Annotated in this window: 15 protein-coding genes; 8 read left to right on the top strand and 7 right to left on the bottom strand. The window is 62.7% G+C overall.

All coding sequences use genetic code 11. The features are described 5' to 3' along the window. Nucleotides 1-79 precede the first annotated feature (79 nt). The 7 genes from QRN36_RS00850 to QRN36_RS00820 all read right to left on the bottom strand — a co-directional run bounded on the left by QRN36_RS00850 (nucleotide 80) and on the right by QRN36_RS00820 (nucleotide 8,716). A complete protein-coding gene (locus tag QRN36_RS00850) occupies nucleotides 80-1,504 on the bottom strand; it encodes a gamma-aminobutyraldehyde dehydrogenase (RefSeq protein WP_285422416.1) in 1,425 nt (474 codons plus the stop codon). Nucleotides 1,505-1,717: 213 nt separating this feature from the next. Further along, nucleotides 1,718-2,548 (bottom strand): ABC transporter permease, encoded by an 831-nt coding sequence (locus QRN36_RS00845; RefSeq protein ID WP_285422415.1) that lies wholly within the window; start codon nucleotides 2,546-2,548, stop codon nucleotides 1,718-1,720. Beyond that, nucleotides 2,538-3,488 carry an ABC transporter permease gene (locus QRN36_RS00840; RefSeq protein WP_285422414.1) on the bottom strand — a complete coding sequence of 317 codons (951 nt, stop codon included), beginning with the start codon at nucleotides 3,486-3,488 and terminating at the stop codon, nucleotides 2,538-2,540. Before QRN36_RS00840 ends, QRN36_RS00845 begins: the two co-directional genes overlap by 11 nt. Before the next feature lies 1 nt (nucleotide 3,489). Continuing rightward, complete coding sequence (locus QRN36_RS00835; RefSeq protein WP_285422413.1) at nucleotides 3,490-4,539, bottom strand: ABC transporter ATP-binding protein; 1,050 nt, start codon at nucleotides 4,537-4,539, stop codon at nucleotides 3,490-3,492. Between the two features lie 241 nt (nucleotides 4,540-4,780). Then, entirely contained in the window at nucleotides 4,781-5,932 is a 1,152-nt protein-coding gene (ydcS, locus tag QRN36_RS00830; RefSeq protein WP_285422412.1) for a putative ABC transporter substrate-binding protein YdcS, read from the bottom strand. Between the two features lie 149 nt (nucleotides 5,933-6,081). Continuing rightward, a complete protein-coding gene (locus QRN36_RS00825; protein ID WP_285422411.1) occupies nucleotides 6,082-7,557 on the bottom strand; it encodes a gamma-aminobutyraldehyde dehydrogenase in 1,476 nt (491 codons plus the stop codon). 244 nt (nucleotides 7,558-7,801) lie between these two features. Further along, nucleotides 7,802-8,716 carry a LysR substrate-binding domain-containing protein gene (locus QRN36_RS00820; RefSeq protein ID WP_093463181.1) on the bottom strand — a complete coding sequence of 305 codons (915 nt, stop codon included), beginning with the start codon at nucleotides 8,714-8,716 and terminating at the stop codon, nucleotides 7,802-7,804. 179 nt (nucleotides 8,717-8,895) lie between these two features. On the opposite strand from QRN36_RS00820, the gene QRN36_RS00815 reads away from it, so the two are divergent. The 8 genes from QRN36_RS00815 (at nucleotide 8,896) to QRN36_RS00780 (ending at nucleotide 18,505) form a co-directional block, all read left to right on the top strand. Next, nucleotides 8,896-9,612 (top strand): tellurite resistance TerB family protein, encoded by a 717-nt coding sequence (locus tag QRN36_RS00815; protein ID WP_285422410.1) that lies wholly within the window; start codon nucleotides 8,896-8,898, stop codon nucleotides 9,610-9,612. A 338-nt stretch (nucleotides 9,613-9,950) separates the two neighbouring features. Then, a complete protein-coding gene (locus QRN36_RS00810) occupies nucleotides 9,951-11,573 on the top strand; it encodes a methyl-accepting chemotaxis protein (protein WP_285422409.1) in 1,623 nt (540 codons plus the stop codon). A gap of 9 nt (nucleotides 11,574-11,582) precedes the next feature. Further along, nucleotides 11,583-12,119, top strand: a complete 537-nt coding sequence (locus tag QRN36_RS00805) for a chemotaxis protein CheW (protein ID WP_285422408.1) — start codon at nucleotides 11,583-11,585, stop codon at nucleotides 12,117-12,119. Next, the gene (locus QRN36_RS00800) at nucleotides 12,116-13,414 is read left to right on the top strand and encodes a CheR family methyltransferase (RefSeq protein WP_285422407.1); all 1,299 of its coding nucleotides are present in this window, start codon (nucleotides 12,116-12,118) and stop codon (nucleotides 13,412-13,414) included. Before QRN36_RS00805 ends, QRN36_RS00800 begins: the two co-directional genes overlap by 4 nt. After that, the gene (locus QRN36_RS00795; RefSeq protein WP_285422406.1) at nucleotides 13,411-14,094 is read left to right on the top strand and encodes a chemotaxis protein CheW; all 684 of its coding nucleotides are present in this window, start codon (nucleotides 13,411-13,413) and stop codon (nucleotides 14,092-14,094) included. The genes QRN36_RS00800 and QRN36_RS00795 overlap by 4 nt, the downstream gene beginning before the upstream one ends. Continuing rightward, nucleotides 14,091-16,448, top strand: a complete 2,358-nt coding sequence (locus QRN36_RS00790) for a hybrid sensor histidine kinase/response regulator (RefSeq protein WP_285422405.1) — start codon at nucleotides 14,091-14,093, stop codon at nucleotides 16,446-16,448. Before QRN36_RS00795 ends, QRN36_RS00790 begins: the two co-directional genes overlap by 4 nt. Next, nucleotides 16,445-17,455 carry a chemotaxis response regulator protein-glutamate methylesterase gene (locus QRN36_RS00785; RefSeq protein ID WP_285422404.1) on the top strand — a complete coding sequence of 337 codons (1,011 nt, stop codon included), beginning with the start codon at nucleotides 16,445-16,447 and terminating at the stop codon, nucleotides 17,453-17,455. Before QRN36_RS00790 ends, QRN36_RS00785 begins: the two co-directional genes overlap by 4 nt. Before the next feature lie 45 nt (nucleotides 17,456-17,500). After that, the gene (locus QRN36_RS00780; protein ID WP_285422403.1) at nucleotides 17,501-18,505 is read left to right on the top strand and encodes a PleD family two-component system response regulator; all 1,005 of its coding nucleotides are present in this window, start codon (nucleotides 17,501-17,503) and stop codon (nucleotides 18,503-18,505) included. The last annotated feature ends 55 nt before the right edge of the window (nucleotides 18,506-18,560 follow it).

Genomic DNA, 18,560 nt, shown 5'->3' with positions numbered 1-18,560 from the left:
AACGGCAAGCCCGCCTCCAGAGGAAGGTTTCCTGTGAGTACGGGCTTGCCGACCAGCCGGCCGAGTCAGCGGCGGGGCATCAGTGCTTGAACATCACGTGGCGCACGGTGGTGTAATCCTCCAGCCCGTACATCGACATGTCCTTGCCATAGCCGGACAGCTTCTGCCCGCCGTGGGGCATTTCGCTGACCAGCATGAAGTGCGTGTTCACCCAGGTGCAGCCGTATTGCAACCGGGCTGACAGGCGATGGGCGCGACCAACGTCCTGGGTCCATACCGACGATGCCAGGCCGTAGTCCGAATCGTTGGCCCAGCTCAGCACCTGCGCTTCATCCTCGAATGCCGTCACCGAGACCACTGGCCCGAACACTTCGCGGCGGACGATCTCGTCATCCTGCTGGGCGTCGGCGATCACTGTGGGCTGGAAGAAGTAACCGTTGCCTTCGATGGCCTTGCCGCCAGTGATCAGGCGCGTGTGGGACTGAGCGACGGCACGTTCGACGAAGCCGGTCACGCGGTCGCGATGTTGCGCGGTGATCAGCGGGCCGAGTTCCGTTTCGGGGTCGTCCTGTTGACCGACCTTGATCGTGCTGACCGCTTCACCGAGCTTCTGCACGAACGTTTCATAGATGCCTTTTTGCGCGTAGATGCGGCAAGCGGCGGTGCAGTCCTGCCCGGCGTTATAGAAACCGAAGGTGCGGATGCCCTCGACGGCAGCGTCGATGTCGGCGTCGTCGAAGATGATCACCGGCGCTTTGCCGCCCAGTTCCATGTGCATGCGTTTGACGCTGTCGGCGGTGCTGGAAATGATGTGCGAGCCGGTGGCAATGGAGCCGGTCAGCGAAACCATGCGCACCTTCGGGTGCGTCACCAGCGGATTGCCCACGGTCTGGCCGCGACCGAATACCAGGTTCAGCACGCCGGCGGGGAAGATGCCGTTGGCCAGTTCCACCAGGCGCAAGGCGGTCAGCGGGGTTTGCTCCGAGGGCTTGAGCACCACGGTATTGCCTGCGGCCAGCGCGGGGGCGATTTTCCAGGCGACCATCATCAGCGGGTAATTCCAGGGCGCAATTGACGCAATCACGCCCACCGGATCGCGGCGGATCATCGACGTGTGGCCGGGCAGGTATTCGCCAGCGGCCGAGCCACCCATGCAACGACTGGCGCCCGCGAAGAAGCGGAACACATCGGCGATGGCGGGCATCTCGTCATTCAGTGCGGCGTGGTAGGGCTTGCCGCAGTTGTCCGACTCCAGCTTGGCCAGTTCCTCGGCATTGGCGTCGATGGCGTCGGCCAGCTTCAACAGCAGCAGCGCACGATCCTTGGGAGCGGTCTGCGACCAGCTTTCGAAGGCGGCATCGGCAGCGCGCACGGCCGTGTCGACCTGACCTTCAGTCGCCTCATTGATCTCCACCAGCACCCGACCCAGCGCCGGATTGAACACAGGTTGCGCGGGACCTTCACCGGCGACCAGTTGGCCATTGATCAGCAGTTTGGTTTGCATGAGTTTCTCCTGAATGACTCAGTCTATGTAGGAGCGTGGCTTGTCCCGCGATCGGCTGTGCAGCAGTCGCAAAATCAGGCGCCGCGGTTTTACTGACACACCGCATTAGCAGGTTTTACGACCGGTTCCCGGCCGATCGCGGGACAAGCCACGCTCCTACAGTTGTATGTATTCCAGGCCGGGAGCGGGATCTGTCACGCGGCCTTACGTTGGTCACTTCCCGCCACTCCCCGCCACGCTTTCACCGCCGCGGGTCAGGTAGTAGGCGCCCAGAATCGGCAGCATGGTGACGATCATCACCAGCATCGCGACCACGTTGGTCACTGGCACATCGCGGGGGCGGCTGAGTTGGTTGAGCAGCCAGAGCGGCAAGGTGCGCTCATGCCCGGCGGTGAATGTGGTGACAATGATTTCGTCGAACGACAACGCGAACGCCAGCATGCCCCCGGCCAGCAACGCCGAGCCAAGGTTGGGCAGGATGATGTAGCGAAAGGTCTGCCAGCCATCCGCACCCAGATCCATCGACGCTTCGATCAGGCTGTGAGACGTGCGACGCAGACGCGCGATGACGTTGTTGTAGACGATCACCACGCAGAAGGTCGCGTGACCGACGATGATGGTGAACATGCCCGGTTCGATCCCCAGCGTCTTGAACGCCGACAGCAGTGCAAGCCCGGTGATGATGCCGGGCAGGGCGATGGGCAGGATCAGCATCAGCGAGATGCCGTCCTTGCCGAAGAAGTCGCGGCGATACAGGGCCGCCGAAGCCAGCGTGCCAAGCACCAGTGCGATCAAGGTGGCGACGCAGGCGATCTGCAGCGACAGCTTGATCGATTCGAGCACATCAGGCCGGCCGAAGGCGACGCTGAACCACTTCAAGGTGAACCCTTGCGGCGGGAAGCTGAAGGCGGCGTCTTCGGTATTGAACGCGTAGACGAAGATGATGAGGATCGGGAAGTGCAGAAACACCAGCCCGCCCCAAGCGGCGATTTTCAGGCCCCAGGAGGCCTGATCGCCTTGTTTGATCACAGGCTCAGAGCGCATCGAAAGCCCCCAGTCGTTTGACGATGGACAGGTAAATGGCGATCAGCACGATCGGCACCAGTGTGAAGGCCGCCGCCATGGGCATGTTGCCGATGGCGCCTTGCTGGGCGTAGACCATGCTGCCGATGAAGTAGCCTGGCGGGCCGACCAGTTGTGGCACGATGAAGTCGCCCAGCGTCAGTGAAAACGTGAAGATCGAACCGGCGGCAATGCCCGGCACCGACAGCGGCAGAATCACTTGCAGGAAGGTCTGGCGCGGCTTGGCGCCCAGGTCGGCGGATGCCTGCAGCAACGACGGCGGCAGACGTTCCAGCGACGCCTGGATCGGCAGGATCATGAACGGCAGCCAGATGTACACGAAGACCATGAAGCGCCCCAGATTCGAGGTCGACAAGGTGCTGCCGCCGATACCCGGAATGCCCAGAACGGCCTGCAACACCGGCTCGAGCCCCAAGTGCTGAACGAACCATTGCGCGACGCCGCCCTTGGCCAGCAGCAGCGTCCAGGCATAGGCCTTGACGATGTAACTGGCCCACATCGGCATCATCACTGCGATGTAGAAGAACGCCTTCGTCTTGCCGGTGGTGTAGCGGGCCATGTAATAGGCGATCGGGAAGGCGACGATGGCGCTGGCAATGGACACCGCGATCGCCATGCTCAGCGTTCGCTGGATCACGTCGAAATTGGCGGGGCTCAACAGCGCGGCAAAGTTGGCGAACGTCAGGTCCGGAGTGACCGTCATGCTGAAGTCGTCGAAGGTGTAGAAACCTTGCCACAACAGCGTCAGCAGGGAGCCAAGGTAGATTGCGCCGAACCAAAGCAGCGGCGGAATCAGCAGCAGCGACAGGTACAGATTGGGCCGCCGATAGAGCAGGCTGGAAAAGCGCCGCGACGGCGATTGTCCTGCCGCGGACGCCGAATGGGCGAGTGTCTGGCTCATCTCAATGCACCCCGGCCAGCGGTTCGCCGGCCGCGTCGGCCAGTGGAATCATCGCCTCGCGCGCCCAGCGTGCCGTCATGCGCTGGCCCGGCTGGTGTTGCGCGCTCAGGTCCAGCCATTGGCTGTTGGCCTGGCTGACGCAGAGGGTCTGGCCATTGTCCAGTTTCAGCTCGTAACGCGTGGCGCTGCCCTGATACTGGATATCGTGGAGCAGCCCGCTGATTTCGATCTCGTGTGCTGCAGCCGGGCCTTCGGCGAAGCGGATGTGCTCCGGACGAATCGAAAACGCGCTGGGCTGGCCGCTCAACTGTTGCGCCAGTTCGCCGCGCAGCACGTTGGAGGTGCCGACGAACTCGGCAACGAAGGTGGTGGCCGGTTTCATGTACAGGTTGCGGGGCGTGTCGACCTGCTCGATTCGACCCTTGTTGAACACCGCCACCCGATCCGACATCGACAGCGCTTCGGTCTGATCGTGGGTGACGAAGATGAAGGTGATGCCGAGTTGGCGTTGCAGCTTTTTCAGTTCGCTCTGCATCTGTTCGCGCAGCTTGAGGTCCAGCGCGCCGAGCGGTTCGTCGAGCAGCAGCACGCGAGGGCGGTTGACCAGCGCACGCGCCAACGCGACACGCTGGCGTTGGCCGCCGGAGAGCTGCACCGGCTTGCGTTCACCGTAGCCACCCAGAGCGACCATGTTCAGGGCTTCTTCGGCACGCGACAGGCGCTCGCTTTTACCGACCCCTTTGACCTTCAGGCCATAGGCGACGTTGTCACGCACGTTCATGTGCGGGAACAGGGCGTAGTCCTGAAACACGGTGTTGACGTCGCGCTGATAGGGCGGCAGGCCCGCTGCTTCTTCGCCGTGAATGCGGATCGATCCCGCGCTGGGTTGCTCGAAACCTGCGATCAGGCGCAGGCACGTGGTTTTGCCCGAACCCGACGGGCCCAGCATGGAAAAGAACTCGCCGTCCTTGATGTCGATGGATACCCGGTCGACGGCCTTCACATCGCCGAACTGCCGGGAAACGTTGGTGAACTGGACTGCAAGGGTCATGGGTGAAACTCCAGTTGGCCGCTGTGGGAGCGGTTTATCCGCCAAGGGCCGGTAAAAGCGACAAATGTGCGGCGGGAAATACCCGGTCTCTGTAGGAGCTGGCTTGTCCTGCGAACGGCCGGGAACCGGTCGTAAAACCGGCTCGCGCGGACGTTCTGGCAAACCGCGTTCAACGGTTTTACGACGACTGCGTCGCCGTTCGCAGGACAAGCCAGCTCCTACAGGAGGGGCGCGTCAGGCGTTAACGCCCACCCATGATCGCGATGTAGTCCTGCGTCCAGCGGCTGTACGGCACGTATTTGCCGCCCTCGGCCTGCGGGGTTTTCCAGAAGGCGATCTTGTCGAACAGGTCGAACCCGTTTGTCGCGCAACCTTCGGCGCCCAGCAGATCGCTGGATTTGCACGCTTCGGGGACGACCGGCAACGACCCGAACCAGGCCGCGACGTCACCCTGGACTTTCGGTTGCAGCGACCAGTCCATCCATTTGTACGCGCAGTTCGGGTGCTTGGCCTCGGCGTGCAGCATCGTGGTGTCGGCCCAGCCGGTGGCGCCTTCCTGCGGGATCGTCGAGGCAACGGGCTGTTTGTCGGCGACCAGGCCGTTGACCATGTAGCCCCAGGAGCTCGAGGCCGCGACGCCTTCGTTCTTCACGTCGCTCATCTGCACGGTCGCGTCATGCCAGTAGCGATGCACCAGCGGGTGTTGCGCCCGCAGCAGGTCGAGCACGGCCTTGTACTGGGTTTCGGTCAGTTGGTAGGGATCTTCGATTTTCAGTTCCGGTTTCGCGGTCTTGAGGTACAGCGCCGCGTCCGCGATGTAGATCGGGCCGTTATAGGCCTGCACGCGGCCTTTGTTCGGTTTGCCATCGGGCAGGTCCTGCGCCTCGAACACCACGCTCCAGCTCACCGGCGGGGTCTTGAACACGTTGGTGTTGTACATCAGCACGTTCGGACCCCACTGATACGGCGTGCCAAAGGTCTGCTTGTTGACCGTGTACCAAGGCCCGTCCTTGAGGCGCGGATCGAGGGTTTTCCAGTTCGGGATCAGGTCAGTGTTGATCGGCTGCACGCGCTTGCCGGCGACCAGCCTGAGCGAGGCATCGCCGGACGCGGTCACCAGGTCGTAGCCGCCTTTGGTCATCAGGCTGACCATCTCATCGGAGGTCGCCGCTGTCTTGACGTTGACCTTGCAGCCTGTTTCCTTCTCGAAGCCGGTGACCCAGTCGTAGGCCTTGTCGCTTTCGCCTCGTTCGATATAACCCGGCCAGGCCACGATATCCAGCTGGCCTTCGCCGTCGCCCACCGCCTTGAGCGTTTCGGCCGCCTGTACGGTGCCACTGGCGAACAGCGCGGTGATAATGGCGCTCAAGAGCGCGGTCTTGTGTACGGACATGGTGCTTCCCCTCGTTTATTTATGTTCTTGGGCAGAGAGACATCAGTTGCGAGCTTCAAGCGGTGAGAGGTCGTCACTCATGCCCTTTCACTTGTCGCCGGAAGATCGCAGGTACAGCTGTTCTTATTGCTTTGCTTGAAGCTTGCCGCTTACAGCTCGTAGCTGCTCCTGGCCATGATGTGGCGCACGACGCTGTAGTCTTGCAGCGAATCACTGGACAGGTCCTTGCCGTAGCCCGAGCGCTTCAAGCCGCCGTGAGGCATTTCACTCACCAGCATGAAATGACTGTTGATCCATGTGCAGCCGTACTGCAAGCGCGCGGCCACCTGCATGGCCTTGTCCAGATTCTGCGTCCAGATCGACGACGCCAGGCCGTATTCGGAATCGTTGGCCCAGTCCACGGCCTGGGAAAGCTCGTCGAAGCGGGTCACCGTCACGACCGGGCCGAACACCTCGCGCTGAACGATTTCGTCGCCCTGTTTGCAACCGGCGAGCAGGGTTGGCTGGTAGAAGAAGCCCGGGCCCGAATGCACGGCCGCGCCCGTGATCCGTTCGATGTGTGGCTGGCTCAGCGCTCGTTCCACGAAACTGGCCACCCGGTCGCGCTGACGGGTGCTGATCAGTGGCCCGATTTCATTATCGGCGTCGCGTTTGCTGGCGAAGCGCAGGCTGCTGACCGCAGCGCCGAGCTCAGCGACGAGTGTGTCGTGGATGCCGGCCTGCGCGTAGATGCGGCACGCGGCCGTGCAGTCCTGGCCGGCGTTGTAATAGCCATACGTGCGCACGCCCTCGATCACGGCGGCGATATCGGCATCGTTGCAGACGATCACCGGAGCCTTGCCGCCCAACTCCAGATGAGTGCGTTTGAGCGTCCGGGCGGCGGCCTGAAGGATTTTCTGGCCGGTGACGATATCGCCGGTCAGCGAGACCATGCGCACTTTCGGGTGGCTGACCAGATGGCTGCCGACCCCTTCGCCACCGCCACAGACGATGTTGATGACCCCGGCGGGTAATAACTGCGCGAGCATCGGCGCCAGCGCGAGAATCGATAACGGCGTGTGTTCCGACGGCTTGAACACCAGCGTATTGCCTGCCGCCAGCGCTGGCGCGATCTTCCAGGCAGCCATCATGATCGGGTAGTTCCAGGGCGCGATCGAGGCGACCACGCCAATCGGATCGCGCCTCACCATGCTGGTATAGCCCGGCAGGTATTCGCCGGACAACTGGCCGGTCTGACAACGTACAGCGCCGGCGAAGAAGCGGAACACATCGACCGTGGCGCTCAGGTCGTCCTGGCGCGCCAGGTGCAACGGTTTGCCGCAATTGAGCGATTCGAGTGCCGCAAGCGCGTCGGCGTTGCGTTCGATGGCGTCGGCAATGCCGAGCAGCAGATTCGCACGTTGCTGGGGCGTCGTGCGTGACCAACCGGCAAAGGCGCGGTGAGCGGCAAGAATCGCCTGTTCGACCTGCTCGGTGCTGGCCTCCGCAATGTGAGTCAGCACTTCGCCAGTGGCGGGATTGAGGATCGGCTCGACGAACCCCTGACCCGCCACCAGCTCTCCGTCGATGAGCAACGAGGTGAGCACTTGTGGCGTTGCGGAGTGCGGGGTCGGTGCGCCGGCCATGGTTCGAGCTTCCTTGTATCGATGCTTGTCATTGATGGCCTGAACCAGACTGTTGATGTCGGGCGCAACGCTGAGCCTTGTGGAGCGAATTCAAAAAAGCTGTATCTGCCGCGCTGTCTCTATCAGCTGATGATCACCCGCCGTGGCGCGCCGCAAAACCCGGAAACAACTCCGTTCCCAAGCCTCAGAGACTAGTGCCGCATCGAGAGCGCGACAAATTCTAAATACTGAATGCAGCGTTCGATTAAATAGATGGCCTGCGTCCCGGATGCGGCTGTTCACGTGCCACGCTGAGGAATGGGTCGACCAGTGAGGGGCGCGCCGTGCCACGCCGCCATGCCAGGCCCACGTCCAGCGTCTGCGTCAGGTCGGCGATCGGTCGGGCTTCGATAATGTCGCCCTCCAGCGACCACGGACGATAGGTCATGTCCGGCTGAATCGAGACGCCGAGGCCGGCGGCCACAAGACTGCGAACGGCCTCGGTGGAAGCCGTGCGCAGACTCACATTGGGCTGAAGTCCGGCGCGGGACCATATTCGCTGTGCGTTCACGCCCATTTCATCCACGTTCAGCTGAATGAGCGGCTCGCGGGCGACGTCGGCAAGATTGATGTTGTCGTGCTCCAGCAGCGGATGTTGAGCGGGCAGCCACAGACGATGAGGCGAATGGGTCAGCACCTCGGTCTGCAACGCGTGGCGGTCTTCCAGATTGGACAGAATCAGCACGCCGACGTCGATTTCACCACTGACCAGCAGATGCTCGATGTAGGGCCGTTCGTCTTCCATCACGCGCAGGTCGACGTTGGGGTACGCCCGCTGAAAGCGCGTCAGCAGGTCCGCCAGATAGTAGCCGGCGACCAGGCTGGTGACGCCGATGACCAATTGCCCGGCCACTTGATCGGCGCTGTGTTGCAGGCTGCGTTTGGCGTTCTCCACCGTCGCGAGGATCAGATGCGCCTGACGCAGAAACTGATGCCCCTGATGGGTCAGGGTCATGCCTTTTGCGTGTCGGCTGAAGAGGCTGACGCCGATGTCTTCTTCCAGTTGCTGGATCGCCAGGGTCAGCGTCGATTGAGAAATGAACACCGCCTGCGCTGCGGCCGAGATCGAGCCGGTTTCCGCAACGGCGATGAAGTGGCGAATCTGGCGCAGCGTCATCATGGCGATCAGCTCATTCGTTTTTTCAGGCGTTCGGCACTGTATATCGTTTTTCCCGATGGTCGCCTAGCGGCTGAGGAACTCGTTGCAACATTCAGAAGCACAGCGGCTGCTCGGGCGTAGCCGACTTCCTCTTACTCTGCGAGCTGATTCCTTTTTGTCTCATCTACCGAGGTGGATTCATGAACACGCGAGGCTTGCTCGATCAATTGTTGAAATCCGGTCAGGACCTGCTGCAGAACAAGGCGTCCGGTGTGCAGGGCAAAGGCACGCAAGGGGGTGTTGGCGACCTGTTGGGTAAAGTGGGCGGCGGCAATCTGGGCGGATTGCTTTCCGGGGCCGGTGGCGGCGCGCTGGCAGCCGGTGCGATGGGTTTGTTGCTGGGCAACAAAAGCGCTCGCAAAATCGGCGGCAAGGCGTTGACTTACGGTGGTCTGGCGGCGTTGGGCTTACTGGCCTACAAGGCGTATGGCAACTGGCAGGCCAGTCAGGGCATGGCCCAGTCTGCTGCGCCGCAGACAGTCGACCGCGTTCCGCCCGCGCAGGTCGAGCAGCACAGTGAGGCGATTCTGCGAGCCCTCGTCGCGGCGGCCAAGGCCGACGGGCATGTGGACGAGCGCGAACGCGAGCTCATCGAAGGCGAGTTCACCCGCATCACCGGTGACAGCGAATTGCAGCACTGGCTGCACGCCGAGTTGAACAAGCCTCTGGATCCGGTCGACGTCGCCCGGTCCGCGCGCACGCCAGAGATCGCTGCCGAGATGTATTTGGCCAGCGTCATGATGGTCGACGAAGAGCACTTCATGGAGCGCGCTTATCTGGATGAGTTGGCCAAACAATTGAAACTCCCACCTGAGCTGAAGACCGAGCTGGAGGTTCAGGTGCGCCAGGCGCAGTAATCCGCATCTATCAAGCGCCGTTGTTGCAGGCGCGCGCGGGGTCGCAGCCGGATTCCGGACAAATGCCGGTTGTCCTTCCGGAGACCGGCTGGCCCAGCGCGATCGCAACATGTGCAAGCACTTCGGGTAATGCCTTTCTCATTGCCATCAAGCAATTTCCCCACACGCCGATAGCCTGTCAGATATTTCCCTAATATCTGTGCGTTTTTGCGTTATCTATGTCGGAAACAGCCCAGTTAATTGGTAGGTCACTAGGCTATACTCCGCTCGCTTTGGGCCGTTCGTCGGTCCGCTTCTTGAACCCGGTTTTGCCGGTGTTGAACTCTTGAGGGCTGACTGTGAAGAACTGGACATTGCGTCAACGTATCTTGGCGAGCTTCGCTGTAATCATCGCCATCATGCTGCTGATGGTGGTCGTGTCGTACACCCGGCTGCTCTCGATCCAGAACAGTGAAGAGGCGGTTGGCGAAGATGCATTGCCGGGGGTGTATTTCAGTACGTTGGTGCGCAGCGCCTGGGGTGAAAGTTATATTCGCACGCTCGAATTGATCGGTGAAGGCAAAGCGCGTGAGTTGACCCGCGCCGAGCAAGATCAGTACATCGACTTCGAAAACCGCCTGCAAAGCCAGATCGACGGCTACAAGAAGACCATCTTCGACGACACCGATCGCAACAACTTCGGGGTCTTCGAGAAACAGCGAGAAACGTATGCGCGGCTGTTGAGCGACGTGCTCAAGTCGTATCAGTCCGGCGATTACGCCACCGCCCGCACCGTATTCTATGGACAGGTCAATCCGATCTGGCTTCAGGGCCGCAAGCAACTCAATGACCTCATCGTTGCCAACAAGGCCGTGGCCGATCAGGCGACCGCCAATATCTCGTCTGCCGTTCTGACCGCGAAAATCAGCATGGGCATCTCCCTGGTGGTCGCCATTCTGGCCGCTGTTGCCTGTGGCCTGCTGCTGATGCGCACGATTCTGGCGCCGATGAACCGCATCGTGCGGATTCTCGAAACCATGCGCACCGGCGATCTCAGCAGCCGTCTGACGCTGGATCGCAATGACGAATTCGGCTCGGTGCAGACCGGATTCAACGACATGGTCACCGAACTGGCCGCGCTGGTTTCGCAGGCGCAGCGTTCGTCGGTGCAGGTCACGACCTCGGTCACTGAAATCGCCGCCACGTCAAAGCAGCAGCAGGCGACCGCCACCGAAACCGCGGCGACCACCACGGAAATCGGCGCGACCTCCCGTGAGATTGCCGCGACCTCGCGTGATCTGGTGCGCACCATGACCGAGGTGACATCGGCTGCCGATCAGGCATCCATTCTCGCCGGCTCCGGCCAGCAAGGCCTGGCGCGCATGGAAGAAACCATGCATTCGGTCATGGGCGCGGCCGATCTGGTGAATTCCAAGCTGGCGATCCTCAACGAGAAAGCCGGCAACATCAATCAGGTGGTGGTGACCATCGTCAAGGTGGCTGATCAGACTAACCTGCTGTCGCTCAACGCTGCGATCGAGGCTGAAAAAGCCGGCGAATACGGCCGTGGTTTTGCCGTGGTCGCTACCGAAGTGCGGCGTCTGGCTGACCAGACGGCCGTTGCCACCTACGACATCGAACAGATGGTTCGCGAGATCCAGTCGGCGGTGTCGGCAGGTGTGATGGGCATGGACAAGTTTTCCGAAGAAGTGCGTCGCGGCATGTTCGAAGTGACGCAGGTGGGCGAACAGCTCTCGCAGATCATTCATCAGGTCCAGGCCCTGGCGCCGCGCGTGCTGATGGTCAATGAAGGCATGCAGGCGCAGGCCACTGGCGCCGAACAGATCAATCAGGCGCTGGTGCAGCTGGGCGATGCCAGCAGCCAGACCGTCGAGTCGCTGCGTCAGGCCAGCTTTGCCATCGACGAGCTGAGCCAGGTGGCGGTCGGGCTGCGCAGCGGCGTGTCGCGTTTCAAGGTCTGAGTCCGGGCCATGATCGAGCATTCAGCCAAACGCAGCGCCGTGGTCGTGCCGAAAAACAAGCTGTTCCTGCTGTTTCGCATCGGCGCGGAACGCTACGCGCTGGAGGCCACGGCCGTCGCCGAAGTGCTGCCGCGTCTGGTGCTCAAGCCCATCGCTCATGCGCCGCACTGGGTGGCCGGCGTGTTCGCCCACCGTGGCGCGGTGGTGCCGGTGATTGACCTGAGTGCACTGACGTTCGGGCACGCGGCGCAGTCGCGCACCAGTACCCGACTGGTGCTGGTGCACTACCGAGCGCATGCCGAACGTGCACCGCAGTGGCTCGGGCTGATTCTCGAACAGGCGACCGATACCTTGCGTTGCGCCCCGGACGAGTTCAAGCACTACGGCCTGGACAATCGTCAGGCGCCGTATCTTGGGCCGGTTCGCGAAGATGAGCTCGGCTTGCTGCAGTGGATTCGCGTGGAGGATCTGCTCAGCGATGCGGTGCGCGAATTGCTGTTTCCGGAAACGCCCCTGAGCCTCGAACCATTTGAGGACGCGCCATGAGCAGCGACGCACGCTTCTTCGCGTTCCTCAAGGATCGTATCGGGCTGGACGTCGCGTCGGTGGGCGAGGCGATCATCGAGCGCGCCGTGCGCCAGCGGTGCACCACTTCCCGGCTCGACGGCCATGACGCTTACTGGCAACTGTTGCAGCGCTCGCCCGACGAACAACAGGCGCTGATCGAAGCGGTGATTGTCCCGGAGACCTGGTTTTTCCGGTATCCGGAATCCTTCGCCACCCTGGGCAAACTCGCCAGTGCGCGTCTGGAACAGCTCGGCGGCGTCCGGCCGCTGCGCATCCTGAGCCTGCCGTGTTCGACGGGCGAGGAGCCTTATTCCATCGCCATGGCCTTGTTCGACGCCGGTTTGCAGGCGGCGCAGTTCAAGGTCGAAGCCATCGACATCAGCCCGCTTTCGATCCAGCGCGCGCGTCGAGGCGTGTATGGCAAAAATTCATTTCGTGGTGAGCGGCTGACCTTCCGCGAGCGCTATTTCGATCCGGTCGAGGACGGCTTCCGTCTGCAGGACCGGGTGCGCGAGCAAGTGGTGTTTCAGCCCGGCAATCTGCTGGATCCGACCTTGCTGGTGGCACAGTCGGCATACGATTTCGTGTTCTGCCGCAACCTGCTGATCTACTTCGATGTCGACACCCAGCGCCAGGGTTTTGAAGCGCTCAAGCGCATGACCCGCGACGACGGCGTGCTGTTTATCGGTCCTGCCGAGGGCAGCCTGTTGGGGCGCATGGGCATGGTGTCGATCGGTATCGCGCAGTCCTTTGCGTTCCGACGCCGCGATGACGCGAGCCCCGAACCGCTGGCCATCGTTGCCGCGCCTGCACGACCGCCGCTGCCGGCGGAACCGCCTGCGCGCGTTGCCAGACCTGTCATGCCTGCCGCGCGCAGTCAGAGCACCCTCAAGCCATTCGCGCCGTTGTCGCCCGCCCGACCCGCTGACGTTCAGTCGCCCGGGAACAGCGAGGCCGCAGCCTTGCTGGGCAGCATTGCGGCGCTGGCCAATGAAGGCCGCACGGCCGAAGCCAAAGCCGCTTGCGAGCAGTACCTCAGGCGTCATGAGCCCATCGCGGCGGTGTTTTACTGGCAAGGCCTGCTCAGTGAGGTGACCGGCGAGGCGGCCGCAGCCCAGCGTTTCTACCGCAAAGCGCTGTACCTGCAGCCGCAGCACCCCGAAGCACTGGCGCAACTGGCCGCGTTGCTGGCCGCTCAGGGTGACAGCGCCGGGGCGCGTCGCTTGCAGGAACGCGCCGCGCGGGGCGTGAATAAAGAAGGACACAATCGATGAGCGGCGTACACACAGAGCTGGTCAGCGACGACGCACAGGCCATCGACGACTGCTGGAACCGTATCGGCATTCATGGCGACCGGTCCTGCCCGCTGCTGGTGGAGCATATTCACTGCCGCAACTGCTCGGTGTATTCGGCGGCCGCCACACGCCTGCTGGACCGCTACGCGCTGGCGCAGGAACAACGGGTGTCGATGCACAGCGAGGAGCTGGCAAGCGACGTCAAGACCCGCTCCATCGTGGTCTTCCGGCTGGGCGAGGAGTGGCTCGGCCTGCCGACGCGCTGCCTGGTCGAAGTGTCTCCGGTGCAAGCGATCCACTCGCTGCCGCATCAACGCTCGCGCGCCTTGCTCGGCGTTGCCAATGTGCGTGGCGCGCTGGTGGCGTGCCTGTCGTTCGTCGAACTGCTGGGGCTGGATGCGTCTATCGCGCCCGCCGTCAACGCGCGGATCATGCCGCGCATGTTGATCGTCTCCGCCGAGGGCGGGCCCGTGGTGGTGCCGGTCGATGAGGTCGATGGCATTCATGCGATCGAGGCCCGTCTTCTGGATTCGGCATCGGCGCCGGCGCACAACGGCAATGCACGATTCACCCGTGGCGTGGTGCAGTGGAAAAACCGCAGCCTGCGCCTGCTGGACGAAGAACAACTGTTGTCGGCAGTGAACCGGAGCCTGACATGACGCCCGATCAGATGCGCGATGCCTCGTTGTTCGAACTGTTCACGCTGGAAGCCGAGGCGCAGACCCAAGTGCTCAGCGCAGGCCTGCTGGCACTCGAACGCAACCCGACTCAGGCCGATCAGCTGGAAGCCTGCATGCGCGCTGCCCACTCGCTCAAAGGCGCGGCACGTATTGTCGGGGTCGATGCGGGCGTCAGCGTTTCCCACGTCATGGAAGATTGCCTGGTCGGCGCCCAGGAAGGCCGTCTGCATCTGCAGGCCGAACACATCGACGCCTTGCTGATGGGCACCGATATGCTCATGCGCATCGCCACGCCGGGCGAAAGCAGCGTCGGCCAGGCCGATGTCGAGGGCTATGTGGCGCTGATGAACGCGCTGGTCGATCCCGGCGCGGTCAGCAAGCCCGCCATTGCCCCGGCGCCTGCGCCGTCGATGGAAGACCTGCTGCTGGCCAATGCCCAGTCGCTGGTGTCCTCGGTGCAGTCCGCGCATGGGCCGGCACCGGTCGAGCCGCCCGCCGCGCCCGTTGCACCGATGACCCCGGCTGAAGCCGAAGTCGAATCATCACCGAAGGCGGAGCGGCGCAACGAGCGCCGCGTCGCCGAAGGTGGGGAGCGCGTCCTGCGAGTGACTGCGGAACGCTTGAATAACCTGCTGGACCTGTCGAGCAAGTCGCTGGTCGAGACCCAGCGGCTCAAGCCTTATCTGACCGCCATGCAGCGGGTCAAACGGTCGCAGAGCGGGGCGAGCCGGGCGCTGGACAATCTCGAAGCGCTGCTCGACGCCAACGTCGATCCGGACGCGCAGAAGGCGCTGGACGAAGCGCGGCGCATGCTCAGCGAAGCGCAGCATCTGCTCATTCAGCAAACCGCCGACCTCGACGAATTTGGCTGGCAGGCGTCACAGCGCGCGCAATTGCTCTACGACACCGCGCTGGCGTGCCGCATGCGTCCGTTTGCCGACGTGCTGACCGGGCAAGCGCGGATGGTCCGTGATCTGGGCCGCTCGCTGGGCAAGCAGGTGCGGCTGCAGATCGAAGGCGAGAAGACTCAGGTCGATCGCGATGTCCTGGAAAAGCTCGAAGCGCCACTCACCCATTTGCTGCGCAACGCCGTGGATCACGGCATCGAATTGCCCGAACAGCGTATTGCCAGCGGCAAGCCCGCCGAGGGCCTGATCCAGCTCAAGGCCTCGCATCAGGCCGGTCTGCTTGTCGTCGAGCTGATCGACGATGGCGCCGGTGTCGATCTAGAGCGCCTGCGTCGCAGCATCATCGAGCGCAAGTTGTCGCCGGCCGAAACCGCAGCGCAGTTGAGCGAGGAAGAACTGCTGAGCTTCCTGTTCCTGCCCGGCTTCAGCATGCGCGACAAGGTGACCGAAGTTTCGGGACGCGGCGTCGGTCTGGACGCCGTGCAACATATGGTTCGTCAGTTGCGCGGCGGCGTGGAGCTCGATCAGCGGGCAGGGGAAGGCAGCCGCTTCCATCTTGAAGTGCCGCTGACGCTGTCGGTGGTGCGCAGTCTGGTGGTTGAAGTGGGCGGCGAAGCCTACGCCTTTCCGCTGGCACACATCGAGCGCATGCGTGACGTGCAGGCCGACGAGATCGTGCAACTGGAAGGCCGTCAGCATTTCTGGCATGAAGAGCGCCATGTGGGGCTGGTCGCGGCCAGTCAGTTGCTCAACCGGCCAGCCGCCCAGCACAGCGAAGACGTGCTTAAAGTGGTGGTGATCCGCGAACGCGACGCGGTCTATGGCGTGGCCGTGGAGCGCTTCATCGGTGAGCGCACGCTGGTGGTGTTGCCGCTGGATCCTCGCCTGGGCAAGGTGCAGGATATCTCCGCCGGCGCGCTGCTGGACGACGGGTCGGCGGTGCTCATCATCGATGTCGAAGACATGCTGCGCTCCGTGGAAAAACTGCTCAATACCGGACGTCTCGAGCGCATCGACCGGCGCAATCGTCAGGCCGACAGCCAGGCGCGCAAGCGTGTGCTGGTGGTCGACGATTCGCTCACCGTGCGTGAGTTGGAGCGCAAGCTGCTGCTGGGGCGCGGCTATGAAGTCGCCGTCGCCGTGGATGGGATGGACGGCTGGAACGCGCTGCGTGCCGAAGATTTCGACCTGCTGATCACTGACATCGACATGCCGCGCATGGACGGTATCGAATTGGTCACTTTGCTGCGGCGTGACAGCCGGTTGCAGTCATTGCCCGTGATGGTGGTGTCGTACAAGGATCGAGAAGAAGATCGACGCCGAGGACTGGATGCCGGCGCCGACTATTATCTGGCCAAGGCCAGTTTCCACGACGATGCGCTGCTCGACGCCGTCGTTGAGTTGATAGGAGATGCGCAGGGATGAAAATCGCCATCGTCAACGACATGCCCATGGCCGTCGAGGCGTTGCGTCGGGCGCTGGCTTTCGAGCCGGCGCATCAGATTGTGTGGGTCGCCAGTAACGGGGCAGAGGCGGTCGAGCGTTGCGCCGAACTGACCCCGGACCTGATCCTGATGGATCTGATCATGCCGGTCATGGACGGCGTAGAGGCAACTCGACGTATCATGGCGGCAACGCCGTGCGCGATCGTGATCGTGACCGTGGACCGCGAGCAGAATGTTCACCGGGTTTTCGAGGCCATGGGGCATGGCGCGCTGGACGTGGTGGACACGCCCGCGATCGGTGCCGGTAACCCGAAGGATGCGGCCGCACCTTTGTTACGCAAGATACTTAATATAGGCTGGCTCATTGGCCAGCGTGACAGTCGCGTGCGTCAGGCGCCGCCCCCGTTGAGTGCATCCGCGCAGCGTCAGGGCCTGATCGCGATCGGATCGTCGGCGGGCGGGCCGGCGGCGCTGGAAGTGCTGCTCAAGGGCCTGCCGAAAGACTTTCCGGCGGCCATCGTGCTGGTGCAGCATGTGGATCAGGTGTTCGCGGCCGGCATGGCGCAGTGGTTGAGCAGCTCTTCGGGGCTTGCCGTCAGGCTGGCTCGCGATGGCGAGCCGCCGCAAGGTGGAACCGTACTGCTGGCCGGTACCAACCACCATATTCGTCTGTTGAAGAACGGCACGCTGGCCTATACCGCCGAGCCGGTGAACGAGATTTACAGGCCCTCGATCGATGTGTTCTTCGAGAGTGTGGCCAGCTATTGGAACGGTGACGCAGTGGGCGTTCTGTTGACTGGCATGGGACGTGATGGTGCCCAGGGGCTCAAGCTGATGCGTCAGCGGGGTTTTCTGACCATCGCCCAGAACCAGCAAAGTTGCGCGGTGTACGGCATGCCCAAAGCGGCAGCGGCCATCGATGCAGCCATGGAGATTCGCTCGCTGGACACGATTGCGCCTCGCTTGAAAGAGGTTTTCACCCAATGAATTTCCAGGTGATTTCACAGCCCGCCTGTGACCAGGAGACCCTGAATGCATGATTTGCAGCTGGACGAGATAAACGCCACGGACGAAAACGCTGCCATGGTGTTGCTGGTCGACGATCAGGCAATGATCGGCGAGGCAGTCCGGCGTGGGCTGGCGCACGAAGAAAACATCGACTTCCATTTTTGCGCCGATCCGCATCAGGCCATCGCCCAGGCGATCCAGATCAAGCCGACGGTCATTCTGCAGGACCTGGTCATGCCCGGTCTCGACGGCCTGACGCTGGTGCGCGAATACCGCAACAATCCTGCCACCCGCGACATCCCGATCATCGTCCTGTCGACCAAGGAAGACCCGCTGATCAAGAGCGCGGCCTTTGCTGCCGGGGCCAACGATTACCTGGTCAAGCTGCCGGACAACATCGAGCTGGTGGCGCGTATCCGCTATCACTCGCGCTCCTACATGACCCTGTTGCAGCGAGACGAAGCCTATCGCGCGTTGCGCGTCAGTCAGCAGCAGCTGCTGGACACCAACCTCGTCCTGCAACGGCTGATGAACTCCGATGGCCTGACCGGCCTGTCGAACCGTCGCCACTTCGATGAATACCTTGAGCTGGAATGGCGCCGGGCAACGCGTGAGCAGACGCAGCTGTCGCTGATGATGATCGATGTCGACTACTTCAAAATGTACAACGACAGCTTCGGTCACCTGGAAGGCGACGAAGCGCTGCGTCAGGTCGCCAAGGCCATCCGCGCCAGTTGCAGCCGGCCCTCGGACCTGCCTGCACGCTACGGTGGCGAAGAGTTCGCGCTGGTCTTGCCGAACACCTCGCCGGGCGGCGCGCGACTGCTGGCCGAAAAGCTGCGCCAGACCGTCGCCGCCATGAACATCCCGCACAACGCACCCACTCAGGGCTCGACCCTGACCGTGAGCATCGGCCTGTCCACCGTCGTTCCGCAGGTCGGCAGCCACAGCCGCCAGTTGATCCAGAGCGCCGACCAGGGACTGTATGCGGCCAAACACAACGGGCGTAATCAGGTGGCGGTGGGGTAAAAGACGCGTCGAGTGCCAGACTACCCCTGCAACCCCTGCCCAACGGACTGCCATC

Source organism: Pseudomonas sp. efr-133-TYG-103a (genome assembly GCF_030209235.1).
Classification (GTDB): Bacteria; Pseudomonadota; Gammaproteobacteria; order Pseudomonadales; family Pseudomonadaceae; genus Aquipseudomonas.
Note: the sequence above shows the minus strand (reverse complement) of the source record. Positions and strands in the feature narration are given on the sequence as shown.

Bases quoted from the DNA above. Each gene is read 5' to 3' on its own strand.
- QRN36_RS00825 (WP_285422411.1), bottom strand. From the start codon at position 7,557: ATGGCCGGCGCACCGACCCCGCACTCCGCAACGCCACAAGTGCTCACC.
- QRN36_RS00840 (WP_285422414.1), bottom strand. From the start codon at position 3,488: ATGAGCCAGACACTCGCCCATTCGGCGTCCGCGGCAGGACAATCGCCG.
- QRN36_RS00845 (WP_285422415.1), bottom strand. From the start codon at position 2,548: ATGCGCTCTGAGCCTGTGATCAAACAAGGCGATCAGGCCTCCTGGGGC.
- QRN36_RS00805 (WP_285422408.1), top strand. From the start codon at position 11,583: ATGATCGAGCATTCAGCCAAACGCAGCGCCGTGGTCGTGCCGAAAAAC.
- QRN36_RS00780 (WP_285422403.1), top strand. From the start codon at position 17,501: ATGCATGATTTGCAGCTGGACGAGATAAACGCCACGGACGAAAACGCT.
- QRN36_RS00835 (WP_285422413.1), bottom strand. From the start codon at position 4,539: ATGACCCTTGCAGTCCAGTTCACCAACGTTTCCCGGCAGTTCGGCGAT.
- QRN36_RS00795 (WP_285422406.1), top strand. From the start codon at position 13,411: ATGAGCGGCGTACACACAGAGCTGGTCAGCGACGACGCACAGGCCATC.
- QRN36_RS00815 (WP_285422410.1), top strand. From the start codon at position 8,896: ATGAACACGCGAGGCTTGCTCGATCAATTGTTGAAATCCGGTCAGGAC.
- ydcS (WP_285422412.1), bottom strand. From the start codon at position 5,932: ATGTCCGTACACAAGACCGCGCTCTTGAGCGCCATTATCACCGCGCTG.
- QRN36_RS00790 (WP_285422405.1), top strand. From the start codon at position 14,091: ATGACGCCCGATCAGATGCGCGATGCCTCGTTGTTCGAACTGTTCACG.
- QRN36_RS00820 (WP_093463181.1), bottom strand. From the start codon at position 8,716: ATGATGACGCTGCGCCAGATTCGCCACTTCATCGCCGTTGCGGAAACC.
- QRN36_RS00785 (WP_285422404.1), top strand. From the start codon at position 16,445: ATGAAAATCGCCATCGTCAACGACATGCCCATGGCCGTCGAGGCGTTG.
- QRN36_RS00800 (WP_285422407.1), top strand. From the start codon at position 12,116: ATGAGCAGCGACGCACGCTTCTTCGCGTTCCTCAAGGATCGTATCGGG.
- QRN36_RS00850 (WP_285422416.1), bottom strand. From the start codon at position 1,504: ATGCAAACCAAACTGCTGATCAATGGCCAACTGGTCGCCGGTGAAGGT.